The following is a 13,761-nucleotide window of genomic DNA, read 5'->3' on the forward strand; positions in this document are numbered from 1 at the left end:
AAAATCTAACTTAAGCAACGAATATTTAAAAAGCTTTCAATTTATTTTAAATCACTTAATTATTCACTATAAAAGTAGCTTTAATTACAAACAAGAACTATAATAAACCTATGCAAAGTAATTTTAAATTTATGCTTTTAATAGTTTCATTAGGTTCATTTTTAAGCACATTAGCGCTTAATCAAATTCTACCGCTTTTACCATTTATTATGCAAGAATATGGAGTGAGCGGAGATAAGATTAGCTTATATAGTGGTTTAGCTTATGCTGGTAGCACGCTTACTATGGCGTTGTTTGCACCATTATGGGGTATTTTAGCTGATAAATATGGTCGTAAAAAAATGCTTTTAAGAGCTAGTTTTGGTATGGGCTTGTGTTTGTTAATTAGCGTATTTTTAAAAACCGCAGAATCATTTATAATACTTAGATTTATTATGGGATTTTTTTCTGGGTTTAACCCTGCTTGTATTGCATTAATAGCTGTTAATGCTCCTAAAGATGATGTGAATGTATCTCTTGCAAAACTTAGCTCATTTCAGATAACAGGCTCGCTTTTAGGACCATTGTTTGGTGGAGTATTAATGCACTTTTTTGATTTTAGAGTTCAGTTTGCAATATCAGGATTTTTATTAATTAGTATATTTTTATTGATATTGTTTTTTGTAAAAGAAGATTTTACTCCAGTTCCTAAAGGCGAAAAAATAAGGCTTGATAAAGGCTTGTATTCATTTGTAATAGTTTTGTGTTTAGCTTCGTTTTTAGTGCAGTATTCTCAAACATTTATAGGTCCTATAATCGGCTTATTTGTTTCAAAATTAGTAGACCATAAAGAATTAGCAACAGGTTTTTGCTTTAGTTTAGCAGGAATTGCTAGTGCTATATTTGCTCCGAAATTATCAAAATTAGCAAAAGATTATGGAGAAGTTAATTTAATTTTAATTAGCACTTTTGCTTTGTTTATATGTTTAATATTGCATTATTTTACTAGCCATCATTTTTGGTTATTTTGCTTAGTTAGGTTTATAACCGGTATTAGCTTTTGCTCTATTATGCCTAGTGTTTATTCTATGATAAGAAAAAAGATACCTAAACAAATTAGCTCAAAAATATTTGGGATAAATCAGAGTTTTTACGGATTAGGTGCGTTTTTTGGTAGTTTAAGTGGTGGGTATTTTTATAACTTATATGATGAAAAAGTGTTTTTTATCTGTGCTAGTTTTATTTTAGCTAGTTGTTTTTTAGTTTTCTTTTATAAAAGAATAGGTTCAAAATAAAGTAGGGCATTAAGTTTAAGCATTTAAAAATAAATAGATTAGGTTGATTAGTAATAGTTTATTTTTGAATATCTTACAATCTATACGATGAAAAAATCTTTTTTATCTATTCAAGTTTTATTTTAGCTAGTTGTTTTTTAGTTTTACTTTATAAAAGAATAATTTCAAAATAAAGCAGGTATATTTGTGCTATAGGATAAAAATTATAAATAATAGAATAAAAACTAATTTATATAAAATAAGTAAAATTTTAATTATAGTTATTTTGGCTAAGTGATTTATTTGTGTTAATTTTTTTTATAAAAAATAGGTTCAAAATAAAGTAGGGTATTCAGCTTAAATTTTGGAATAAATGAGAGTTTTACGGATTAGGTGTATTTTTTGGTAGTTTAAGTGGTGGGTATTTTTATAACTTATATGATGAAAAAGTGTTTTTTATCTGTGCTAGTTTTATTTTAGCTAGTTGTTTTTTAGTTTTCTTTTATAAAAAAATAGGTTCAAAATAAAGTAGGGCATCAAGTTTAAATTTTGGAATAAATGAGAGTTTTACGGATTAGGTATATTTGTGCTATTACTTTTTATAGGATAAACACTATATATAATGAAAAAAGTTTTTTTATACTTATTTTGAGCTAAATTAATTTAATAGTTTTGATGGATACATAAGAAGACTTTTTAGTCTTCTTTTAAATTATTAGCTATTTTTGCTGCTAATTTTAATTTATCATTATCAAAATGAGTATAAATTCTTGAAGTATTAAGCGAAGCGTGTCCTAAGGCTTCTTGGACTAATAACAAATCTTTTTCTTTTTTATAAAGTAGGGTGGCAAAACTATGTCTTAGCATATGAGCTCCATTTTTTTCTTTGCGAATACCGGCTGCTAATAATACATTTTCAATTAATCTTGATATATAAGCTTGAGTTAATGGCTTACCTTGTTTATTTGTAAATAAGTATTGATTAAGTTCGGCGAAATTATTAAAATATTCTAAATGCTCTTTAATGGAATTTATATTTAGTAAAACCACTCTATATTTATTACCTTTAGCATGAATTCTAAGGCTTATCAAATCATTTTCATAGCTAATATCTTTTAACCTTAATCTAAGAACTTCATTAACTCTTACTCCAGTAAATAATATGATTTTTATAGCAAGTTTATTTCTGTCTTGATTACTTTTAAACTCATAATTATTTAGAGTATTTAAAAATGTTTTCATTTGCTCTTCACTCATAAATTCTGGTAGTTTTTGTCCTGATGATGAGTTTAATCCTGACCAGTTTTTTAACTCTATTTCATAAACATAAGAACTATCATCATCTTTATTTTGCGAACTTAAAAATTTAAAAAAATTAACTATAGCGATTTTGTGATTTTTTTTACTCGCATCACTAAGACCTGCTGTTATGCTTGATAGAATTTCAATTACTAATTCTTCATCAATTAGTTTTAGGGAATATAGCTTATAGTGAATTATTTGCTCGTAAAATTTTTTAATAGGGTTAAAATAAGTATTTACACCAATCATTCCTATATTTCTTGATTTTTTAGCTAACTCATCTAATTCTTCTATAGTGAAATTATTTTTACTTAAAGCAATATTAATCTCTCTTAATTCTTCTGCTTTTTCAAGTAGTTTATTTGATAAAGAATTTAATTTAAATTTAAGAAATTTAGCTATCCAAAATAAAAATGATTTTGAAAAATTGTCTTCACAATCTAAAGGGTATTTCATAATTGTTCCTTAAAATAAGTTGTTTAATATAGAAAAAAATTATAATAAAAGAAGATTATATTATAAACTTAGTTTTCAATATAAATTTAATATGTAAAATTTTATTAAAAATAATAATAAAAATAATATGATAATTTTACATAAAATAATACATAAAATAATATAATTATTTTTATAAATATACTAAATATCGTATAAAATATCAAAAATTATTTATATATTTTATTAAAATAATTAATAAAGAAATAATTCAAATTTATATTAAGCATATAAAAAATAGTTTGAAAATTATATTACATATATAAATTAAATTCTAAAACCTTATTAAATCTAATTTTGCTATGTTTGGAAATGAAGTTTTTTATAGTATTGAAATTATTGTCTGTAGGTATATAAAAAATACATAAGTGATTGGTATAAGTATATAATTTAAGCTCCGTAAGGCTATTAAATTATTTTAAAAATAAAAGCAATCTAAATTGATTATTAGCATATTTAATATGTTTATATATTATATTAGTATTGAAAACTATAATTTTCAAATTAGTATTTTAAAACCATATCACCACTCTGCGATTTTAATAAAACTGAAGATTTTAGATTGTTTATAACAAATTCTTATTAAGTCTTTTTTTGCAACTATTAGTTCAATTTTATTTTAAGCTTACTTGTTGCGTTTAATAGCATTTTGAATTATGTTTTATAAACTCATATATTTTATTGGACAAAAGCTCAAAATTATTAAGCTTAGTAGCATTATTAAAACCAGTCAATTCACTCTCGTAATCTCACGCAAACTTCACAGGCACAGCTAAAGCACCAATTCGGGCTAAATTGCCACTTAGTTCATCTTTAAAATTTTTTAACTCTTTACTTGCTAATTTTGTTTTTATATCAAGTTTGTTAAGCTTAGTAATACTTGCATTTAATTTATTCATATCATCAGCACTTAGCTTTGCTACACGACCAAGCACCTTTAAAGAAGTTTGCTTGTCTTTAATTCCGTTAAATCCATCAAAAGCTAATTTTATCTATTTCCAAATCTAAGCCCATTTTAAGCTCCTATTAATACATAATTGTATAATACAAATGCGTGATATAAGTAGCTCTTATTGAGCGACAAGGGCTTTAAATATATATTGTAGGCTAATATACAAGGCTTTAATGCTTCGCTTAGCAAGGTGACTTAGTCTAGTCCGCCTGTCAATCAATATCATAAAATGACTCAACATAATACTTACTATTGATATCTTTTGAAGTCAAATATATATAATGTCTAAGCACTTTTTAAATACTCATTTTAAACTAAATATCAAATATGCTTTAAGTTAAGGCAAATGCAAGTGCTGTTGTTTTAAGTGTAGTGTTTTTATATATTTTGAATTTGATTTGTATAAAAGGTTTTAGTTTATAAAACAAGAAAATTATTATTCTTGTTTTTTGCTCTGGTATTTTGCTAATTCACTTTTTTGCATTTTTAATATATGTTCATCTGTTACTAGAACATAAAAAATACCTTCAAATACGCATACTTCTCTTATATATGCTTTTACTAAAACTTCTCTTTTTTTACTATTATCAAATTTAGCAGTTGCTTCAAAAGATATAATATCCCCTATTTTAGCCGGTGCAAAAAAACTAGTTCTTGAGCCTATAACACAGGTATTTTTTTTGTTAATTGCTACTTGTGCAACATAAGCTCCTGCAGAATATATAAAACCATTATGCGCTAAACCTTCAGAATCTGAAATTAATTCAGATGTTATTTTTAATTGCAGATTTGCTTTGTTTTCATCTGTTTCGGTAATGTTGCCACAAATTTCTGTATTTATTGTAGGGCAAGCTTCAACATTGATTTTAATCTCTGTAGAATTTTCTTCTATATCATTTTTTTCTTCAGCCATTTTATACCTTTAATTTTATATATATTCTTTTTGGTGCAGGATAACCTTCTTTTGTAAAATCATCATCTTCTAAAAAATCTTCCAAGCTATATCCATCAATCCAATCTGTTTTCCTTTGCTCTTCTATTGTTGTTTTAGAAGTTGCTAGTATTTCAAATTCTTTGAAATTAGCTTTTTTACACCAATTTTGCAATGCTTTAATACTTGGTATAAAATATACATTAGACATTTTTGCATAACTTGTATCTGGAACTAAAGCAAAAGGTTGTTCGCTATCAAAATAAATAGTATCTAAAAATACAATCCCATTAGTGTTTAGACTTTGTTTTAATTGTTTTAGCATTTGCACTGGGTCGCTTCTGTGATAAATCACCCCTAAGCAAAAAATTACATCAAATTTATGATTGTAGCTTGGTAAATCAGCTACCCCTAATCTCTCAAATACAATATTTGTTTTAAATAAGGAATTTAAAAAAGTAAATTGCTCATAGCACCTTTGAGAAGGGTCAAATCCGACAATCTTAGTTGGTCTAAATTCTTGCATTCTAAACATATAATAACCATTATTGCACCCAACATCAGCCACTATTTTATTCTCAATACAACCAATATGCTTTTTTAAAATATTATATTTTATATTGCTTTTCCACTCACTATCTATAAAAATATTATTTATTTTAAAAGGCCCTTTTCTCCAAGGTTTAAGGCTTTTTGCTTTAATTAATAAATCTTCTTCATTTAATGTATTATCATAAATTTCAACAATATCATCAAAAATAACTTTCATTATCCCTCATGCCCTAAAATTTTTGCTGTTAAATCTATAAAAACATCATTTAGCATTTCATTTAGCAAAGCATCATTATTAAATATAAATTCTTCAACTTGTGTATAGTCTATATTTTGCTTTTCTAATAATAATTTTAATGCTAAAAATTCTTTACTATGCGTTACTACAGTATTTTGAACTGCACCTCTTGGTGCGTTTTGTAATACATCTATTAGTTTTTCTTCTGGTGTGGTCTCAAATAATTTATCAAAATCATCCATTTTAATTCTCCAATAACTTATTTAAATAAAAATATATTTTAACTAAATAAATTATCATATAATTGATTTTTATGTTTTGTTTTTTTGTATTGATTTTGCTTTTTTATTTTCTCTAGAGTATTAAATTTGCTAATTAATTCAAATCTGTCTAATTGAGAAAAACAGCATAAATTTACAAAATTTTCTAATTCTTTTGAATATGTAGAATCAAGATAAACAGGCTCACATTTATTTAGTAATTTTAAATTCTGCTCTATACTAGATGCGAAAATACCATCTGAAAAATCTTCTTTTTTTAAGGCTAAAGCAAAGCGATTAGCAGCTTTTTCTAAAGCTCTTAAGTATTTTACACGCTTTGCTTTATCGTTCATAATTATTTATTAGCTCTTTCTATATACTCGCCTCTTTGAGTATCTACTCTAATAACTTCCCCTTCTAATACATGGAAAGGTATTTGAACAACTGCACCGCTTTCTAAAGTAGCTGGCTTTTTATTAGAGCCTTGTGTGTCACCCTTGAAATTCGGTTGAGTTTCAACTATTTTTAGCTCAACAACTTGCGGAACTTCAACGCCTATTGCTTTTCCGTTATGGAATAATACGCTTACATTCATACCATCAATCATCCATTTTCTACTTTCGCCAACATCTTCTTCTGTTATAGCTACTTGCTCATAAGTCTCATTATCCATAAATTGGCAAAATTCTCCATCATCATATAAATATTGCATTTCTTTTTCTACTAAATTAGGAGATTCACATTTATCACCTGCGTGGAAAGTTTTTTCTAAAACCTTACCATTTATGAAAGATTTTATTTTTATTCTTACGAAAGCAGGACCTTTACCTGGCTTTACATGTTGATATTCCACTATTTTATAAGGAACACCTTCTATTTCTATTTTTAAACCCTTTTTTAAATCACCCATTGAATAAGATGCCATTTTGTTAATCCTTTAAAATTAAATTAAATCCAAATTTCTTCAAAATCAGAATTGATATTATAGTTTTTTAAACTATCTATAAGGTAATGCAATAAAGAAATATTGTTAGTATCTATGACTATCTGAGAATATTTTTTATTATTAATTAAAAAATATTTCAAATTTAAATTAGATATAGTTTGTTTTACACAAAACAAAGAATAATTATCGTTTTTATCTATATTTAATTTAAAAAATTTCTTTTTACTTAAATTACCTGTATCTTGTAATTCAAAATGAACATAAAGTTCATTTGATATTGGGTAAGAATCTCCCAATTCATCTTTAGCTAATTTAGCATACCACTCATTATTTGATATTTTATTTTTAATAATTTCAATATTTTCATCAATAATTTTAGAAATCTGCAAATCTTTATAATTTGCAGATTTTATTAATAGCATTAAAACCAATACTAAAATAAAAAAAATTATTCCAAATATAAAATATAACGAGTGTTGTTTCATTACTATTGTAATTGATCTTTAATTATATCACCTATTGTAATTTTATCATCAGAATTAAATTTTTCTAAATCTTCACGAGTTTTAATTAAATTTAATTTTTTTATACTTAAGCGAATTTTACCATTTCTAGTGAAAATTAAAGCTCCTTCAATTTCATCTCCAATATTAGGCTTAACTTCTCCTAAATCTTCATTTTTAATTAAAGCTTCAACTTTATCATTTACTTTAACGAACACTCCAAAGTCTTTAATATCGCTTACAATACCTTTAATAACATCACCTAATCTATGTTCTTTAGCAAATAATGAACTAGGACTTTCTTCTAAATGTTTAACACTTAAAGAAATTTTTTGGTTTTCACTATCAATTTTTCTAATTTTAACTTTTACTTTATCCCCTACTTTATAAACTTTTTTGCAAGTTTCATTTTCAGTCCAAGATATATCATCATTTAATAATAAACCTTCAATATTGTCAATTTTAACAAAAGCTCCAAAATTTGTAATAGTGCTAATCTCGCCTTCAACAATATCTCCTGCTTTAAATTTCTCATTAAAGCCATCAAAAGGTTTTGGAAGTAAATTTTTAAGAGATACTCTTAAACGGCGTTTTTCATAATCTATTTCAATTACTTCAACATCAATTTCTTGACCTTCTTTTAAATAATCTCTTGGATTTTTAACATTTTTATCCCAAGAAATTTCACTTATATGTAAAAATCCTTCAATATCATTTCCTAAATCTACAAAAGCTCCATAATTTTCAATATTAGAAACTACTACTTTTAAAATATCTCCAATTTCTAAGCTATCTTTAATTTCATCCCAAGGGTCACTTAAAGCTGCTTTGATTGATAAAGAAATATGTTTTTTCTCTTCATCATATCCTACAATTTTTACTAAAACTTTATCCCCTTCTTTGTATAAAGTACTAGGATTTACAGGACCTTTATAAGATATTTCGCTATAATGAACTAAGCCATCAACTCCACCAATATCAACAAACATTCCATAGCTTGTAAGTTTTCTAACAACACCTTCTTTAAGTTCTGAATCGTTGATTATATTATTAATTAATTCTTTTTTCTTTTTGCGGTCTTCTTCGTTTGCTTTTCTTTTTGACACAACTATACTTTGTGTTTCTTCATCAATTTTTAATATTTTAACTTTAATTTTTTTATTCATTAAAGTATTAATTTCTTTATGAGAGCATTGTGATTTTGGTAAGAAAAATTCTACTTCATTATTATCTACTGCAACAAAACCACCACGATTTTTTCCTATGATTTTTACCTCAAAAGTATCGTTATTGTCTTCATTATAGTTTTTAATAAATTCAACTACTTTTTCTTTACGAAGTGCTTTTTTGTATGATAATAAACGGCGTCCATTATAACTACCTACAACTGTTACTTTAATAACATCATCAACATTAAACAATAGCTTATCATCTTTTGTGATTTCACTAATATTTAAAACACCTTCTGATTTATCTTGTATATCAACAAATACTTCGTCGCCTTCAATTTTAATAATTTTTCCATCAATTACTGAAATATTTTCAGGATTTTTTTCGCTTTCAAACTCATCTAACATTGCCGCGAAATCAATGTTTTCTAAATCTTCTAAATTGTTATGAGCTCCATTTAACTTAGCCATTTTGGTCCTTTTGTAATAAAATTAATCAAATTAAGAAATGATTGTGCCCTATTCTATCACTATTTCACTTATGACTATTTAATATTAAGTAAAATTTTCTATTTTTTTAACAACTTTATCAATAATCCATTCAGGTGTGCTAGCTCCTGCACTAATTCCGCATAGATTTTTATCCTTAAACCAATTAAAATCTAATTCATTTTCATTTTCAATTAAATAACTATCTTTGCAATGCTCTTTTGCTATTAAAAATAATTGCTTTGTATTTGAGCTATTTTTACCGCCAACAATTATCATAACATCACTTTTCATTGCAAGAATTTTAATAGCTTCTTGGTTTTTAAATGTTGCATCGCAAATTGTATTAAAAACTCTTACTTCTTTTACTTTTAACATTAAAAAATTAGCTATTTGCATAAATTTTTCTACTTTTTTTGTAGTTTGACTTACTAAAGCTACTTTATTTTTAAACTTAATATCTATCAGTTCTTTTTCATCTAAAACTACATAATTATTAGTAGTAGCATAACTTCTTACGCTTTTTACTTCTGGATGATTGCTATCTCCAAAAATAACAATTTCATACCCTTCGTTGCTCATTTTTTCCACAATTTCTTGTGGCTTTTTAACGAAAGGGCAAGTTGCATCTATAATTTCTCTACCACTTTCTTTTAATATGTCTAAGTCTTGTTTTGTTATTCCATGCGTTCTTATAATGGCCTTTTTCTCATCATTTAATTCTGTTATATCATTAATAGTCTTTACATTAAAATCGTTCTTTAATCTTGATATTTCATCATTATTGTGAATTAATGGCCCAATGGTGGCTGCATCTTTAGTCTTTTCTGCTTGTTTGATAGCTCTTTTAACTCCAAAACAAAATCCGTAACTTTTAGCTAATTCTATTTTCATATTTTATTGTCTTTCAAATAAAGATAAAATTTCATAAAAATTTGTAAAAGAAGCATCTACACATTCAACATTGTCAATTTCTATTTCATAATCTTTAGCTAGCAAAGAAAAACTCATAGCTATTCTGTGGTCTGCAAAACTTTTTAGTATTACATTATTATTTTTTATACTTTTTCCAACAACCATAAATCCATCTTCAAATTCTTCGTATTCAACACCTAAAATTGAATAATTTTCAAGGACAGCCTTTATTCTATCGCTTTCTTTTACTCTTAATTCTTTTGCATTTTTGACAATAGAATTTCCTTCAGCATATAAAAATGCTATTGATAATGCTGGTATTTCATCAATTAGCCAAGAAATATTTTCACTAACTTCAACAGCCTTTAATTTAGAACTTTTTATAGTAATGGTTCCTATATTTTCATAATCATTTTTCTCTATTTGATATGTAATATTTGCCCCCATTTTTTCAAGAATTTTAAATGCTTCAATTCTAGTTTTATTTAAAAGCATATTTTTTAAAACTAGAGTGGAATTATCACTGATAGCACATAAAACAGCAAAGAAAAATGCAGAAGAAGGGTCATTTGGAACTTCTATTTCATACGATTGTAATTTATCTTGTAATGGTTTTACTTCTATTTTAGAACCATCTGTTTTTATTGGTGCTTTTATCATTTTTAATAAATTTTCTGAATGGTCTCTGCTTAATTCGCTTTCGTATATTTCGCAACCATTACTCAATAATCCAGCTAATATTAATGCAGTTTTTACTTGCGCTGATTTTAGAGTATTTTCAAAAGTAAAATAATCTATTTTCTCTCCCCTAATTGCTAAAGGAGCATAATTTGCCCCTTCTCTACCATCAATTTTAGCCCCTAGTTTATTAAGTATATCGCTTACTCTTTTCATAGGTCTTTTGTTTAAATATTCATCTCCGCTTAAAACAAAAAAACCATCTTGACTAGCTAAAAAACCAATTAAAAGTCTCATTAGTGTCCCAGAATTTCCACAATCTAAAACTACATTAGGAGATTTGATAGCATTAGGCGGTGTTATAACTAATTCATTTTTATCTTCATATATTTTTATTGTAGCACCTAAATTTCTTACAACTTCTAAAGTATGTAGGCAATCTTGTGCGTAAAGATAGTTTTTAACCTTACACTCCCCATTAGTTAATAAAGAAAATAAAGCAGCTCTATGAGAGATAGATTTATCTGCAGCTATATTTTCCAAAACTAAATCAAATTGTTTATTTAATGCTTTTATTCTCATCTTAATTTTAATCCTATTTTATCTAATTCACTAATAATTTCATTCATTTCATTATTTATATCATCATTTTTTAATACTTTTTCATCATCAACAAATGAAAAGCTTATACTTAAACTTTCATAATCTTTTAAGCTTTCATCTTGATATAAATCTACTATTTTAAAATCTTTTAAATTCTTAATGTTTAATTTATTTATAGTTGATTTTATAACTGAATAATCATAATTTTTAGGCACCAAAATACTTAAATCTCTAGTTGTTCCTTGGAATTTTGAATAAGCTTTTGCTTGTATAAAATCATACTCTAAAGCATTAAAATCAATTTCGCATAAATAAGTAACCGGTAATTCTAATTCATTTTCTAAATGTAAATCTAATCTTCCAACTACGCCTATTTTTTGATTGTTTTTATATATATCAGCTCTTTCAAATTCACTAAATAAATGATAATCACTAGATTTTAATTGAAAATCCTTTAATATTGTTTTTAATTCATTTAAGAATGTGAAAAAATCAACATTTTTAGGTTTTGCGTGATTTTTTAAATTTGCATTTTCACTTAAGCCAGAGCTAATTAAAGCAAATTTTTTATTTTCTTGTCCGTTTTCATCAAATACACTACCAATTTCAAATAATTTTACTGATTTTCTTGAATTATTAAAATTAAAACTAGCTTGTTTTAAAAGTGTGCTAATGATAGAGCTTCTTAGCGTATTCATTTCATTTGTGATTGGGTTTATAATTTCATTTTTGATATATTTTAAATTTAATTTTTCTAAAAATTCTTTGCTATCAAAAACATAGCCAATACTTTCAAAATATCCACACATTAAAGCTCTATTTCTTAATTCAAGAGATTTTTTATATTTTAAATAAGTGTTGTTTGTTCTGTTTAATTCATAAAAATCAAGTGGTTTAGGCTTAATATTATCAATGCCTATCATTCTTACTATTTCTTCACAAATATCAGCAGAATTATTAATATCATGTCTATAAAATGGAACTTTTAAATATAGATTATCTTCAGCAATACTTAATTCAAACCCTAATCTTTTTAAAATTTTCACAACATCATTTTTTTCGCAAGACTGACCTATCATATTTTCAAGCTCGCTAATATTACAATTAATTGATATTTTTTCTTTGCTTGGGGTATTTTGACAAGAACTACCATAAATTTTAATGTTTTTATTAAGTTGTAACAAATTAAATAAATAATCAATTCCTATATTAAGCTCTGGTTCGCTGCCCCTAAAACTTCTATAAATATCTGTATTTTTATAATTTTTATGGGTATTTGCGATTATTTTAGGATTTACATAATTTGCAATTATGATTATTTTTTTACTATCTTTATCTATTTTAAATTCTTCATTTTGTGTAATTCCAGCAATTGCTAATTCTTTATCTTTATACTTAATAACAAATTCTTTGTTTTCTTTAGTTTTTACATCTAAACTTATTTGCTCGCATTCATTACATAATTTGCTTAAATCAACTGCATTAAATAATACCCCGCTTGCATGTGTTGTATAAGATAATAAGTTTTCTATAGCATTATCTTTTAATTCTTCAATACTAGCTAATCTTAATTTAACCTTTAAAGTATTTTCAATATTATTTAATAATTCTATTGCTTTTATATTTAAATTACCATCAATTCCATCACTAAAATGAACATTCAAAATTCTTCTAATGCCTTCTGCATTATCAACATCTTTAAAAGGTTTTTTTTCTTTTAAATTAATATCTAATGCTGCACTTAAATCTCTTGCTATACCATTAATACTTAAGCAATCCCCACGATTAGGAGTTAGCTCAATTTCAATTAATTCATCATTAAATAAAGGATATTCGCATAATTCTTTACCTAAAGTAAGTTCGCCTATACTATTATCTAAAACCATAATGCCATCATTTATTTTGGCAAATCCAAGTTCAGTTGATGAGCATATCATTCCATTGCTCTCAACCCCACGCAATTTAGCTCTTTTAATAGTAATATCACCAATTTGTGCACCTTCTAAACTAACTGCTACAAATTGCCCTGCTTCAACATTCTTAGCTCCACATACGATTTGTAAAACTTCATTACCAACATCTACTTGGCAAATACTTAATTTTTCAGCATCAGGGTGCTTTTCTTTACTCATTACTTTTGCAACTACAACTTTTTTAGGAGCTATAATTGTAGTTACTCCATCAACTTCTAAACCTATGCTATTTAAAGTTTTTACTAATTCATCTGTGCTAATATTTTTTAAGTCTATAAATTCATTTAACCAATTCTTACTAATTATCATTTAAATTGCTCCAATAATCTTAAATCTCCTTCAAATAATGACCTTAAATCAGGTATTTTATGAAGTAGCATTGCAAATCGCTCAACTCCTAAACCAAAAGCATATCCGCTAACATTTTTATAGCCAACATTTTTAAATACATTTGGATGAACCATACCACAACCCATAACTTCAATAAAGCCAGTTTGCTTAC

Annotated in this window: 14 protein-coding genes; 1 reads left to right on the plus strand and 13 read right to left on the minus strand. The window is 25.7% G+C overall.

What is annotated here, in order from left to right:
* Positions 1–131: 131 nt before the first annotated feature.
* Entirely contained in the window at positions 132–1,274 is a 1,143-nt protein-coding gene (locus AVBRAN12640_RS09195) for an MFS transporter (protein ID WP_336608531.1), read from the plus strand.
* Positions 1,275–1,949: 675 nt separating this feature from the next.
* Here the strand turns inward: AVBRAN12640_RS09195 and AVBRAN12640_RS09200 are convergent.
* The 13 genes from AVBRAN12640_RS09200 to AVBRAN12640_RS09260 all read right to left on the minus strand — a co-directional run.
* Positions 1,950–3,011: a tyrosine-type recombinase/integrase gene (locus AVBRAN12640_RS09200; RefSeq protein WP_336608532.1), complete on the minus strand. Its 1,062-nt coding sequence runs from the start codon at positions 3,009–3,011 to the stop codon at positions 1,950–1,952.
* 788 nt (positions 3,012–3,799) lie between these two features.
* Positions 3,800–3,985, minus strand: coding sequence for a hypothetical protein (locus tag AVBRAN12640_RS09205; RefSeq protein ID WP_336607120.1), 186 nt, complete (start codon positions 3,983–3,985; stop codon positions 3,800–3,802).
* A 453-nt stretch (positions 3,986–4,438) separates the two neighbouring features.
* The gene (locus tag AVBRAN12640_RS09210; protein WP_214117512.1) at positions 4,439–4,915 is read right to left on the minus strand and encodes a PaaI family thioesterase; all 477 of its coding nucleotides are present in this window, start codon (positions 4,913–4,915) and stop codon (positions 4,439–4,441) included.
* Between the two features lies 1 nt (position 4,916).
* The gene (gene cmoB / locus AVBRAN12640_RS09215; RefSeq protein ID WP_336608533.1) at positions 4,917–5,702 is read right to left on the minus strand and encodes a tRNA 5-methoxyuridine(34)/uridine 5-oxyacetic acid(34) synthase CmoB; all 786 of its coding nucleotides are present in this window, start codon (positions 5,700–5,702) and stop codon (positions 4,917–4,919) included.
* Complete coding sequence (locus AVBRAN12640_RS09220; RefSeq protein ID WP_336608534.1) at positions 5,702–5,965, minus strand: DUF2018 family protein; 264 nt, start codon at positions 5,963–5,965, stop codon at positions 5,702–5,704. Before AVBRAN12640_RS09220 ends, cmoB begins: the two co-directional genes overlap by 1 nt.
* A 38-nt stretch (positions 5,966–6,003) precedes the next feature.
* Complete coding sequence (locus AVBRAN12640_RS09225; protein WP_214117515.1) at positions 6,004–6,336, minus strand: hypothetical protein; 333 nt, start codon at positions 6,334–6,336, stop codon at positions 6,004–6,006.
* Between the two features lie 2 nt (positions 6,337–6,338).
* Positions 6,339–6,908, minus strand: a complete 570-nt coding sequence (gene efp / locus AVBRAN12640_RS09230; protein ID WP_214117516.1) for an elongation factor P — start codon at positions 6,906–6,908, stop codon at positions 6,339–6,341.
* 23 nt (positions 6,909–6,931) lie between these two features.
* Complete coding sequence (locus AVBRAN12640_RS09235) at positions 6,932–7,414, minus strand: hypothetical protein (RefSeq protein WP_214117517.1); 483 nt, start codon at positions 7,412–7,414, stop codon at positions 6,932–6,934.
* A 2-nt stretch (positions 7,415–7,416) separates the two neighbouring features.
* A complete protein-coding gene (locus AVBRAN12640_RS09240; RefSeq protein ID WP_214117518.1) occupies positions 7,417–9,072 on the minus strand; it encodes a 30S ribosomal protein S1 in 1,656 nt (551 codons plus the stop codon).
* An 84-nt stretch (positions 9,073–9,156) separates the two neighbouring features.
* Complete coding sequence (locus AVBRAN12640_RS09245) at positions 9,157–9,984, minus strand: 4-hydroxy-3-methylbut-2-enyl diphosphate reductase (RefSeq protein ID WP_214117519.1); 828 nt, start codon at positions 9,982–9,984, stop codon at positions 9,157–9,159.
* Positions 9,985–9,987: 3 nt separating this feature from the next.
* Positions 9,988–11,265 (minus strand): 3-phosphoshikimate 1-carboxyvinyltransferase, encoded by a 1,278-nt coding sequence (gene aroA / locus AVBRAN12640_RS09250; RefSeq protein ID WP_336608535.1) that lies wholly within the window; start codon positions 11,263–11,265, stop codon positions 9,988–9,990.
* Positions 11,262–13,568, minus strand: coding sequence for a phenylalanine--tRNA ligase subunit beta (pheT, locus tag AVBRAN12640_RS09255; RefSeq protein ID WP_336608536.1), 2,307 nt, complete (start codon positions 13,566–13,568; stop codon positions 11,262–11,264). Before pheT ends, aroA begins: the two co-directional genes overlap by 4 nt.
* Positions 13,565–13,761, minus strand: a 197-nt coding sequence (locus AVBRAN12640_RS09260) for a tRNA ligase subunit PheS family protein (RefSeq protein WP_442862378.1), incomplete at its 5' end; no start/stop codon positions are given. The genes pheT and AVBRAN12640_RS09260, both read right to left, overlap by 4 nt.

This window comes from Campylobacter sp. RM12640 (genome assembly GCF_020137595.1).
GTDB lineage: Bacteria > Campylobacterota > Campylobacteria > Campylobacterales > Campylobacteraceae > Campylobacter_E.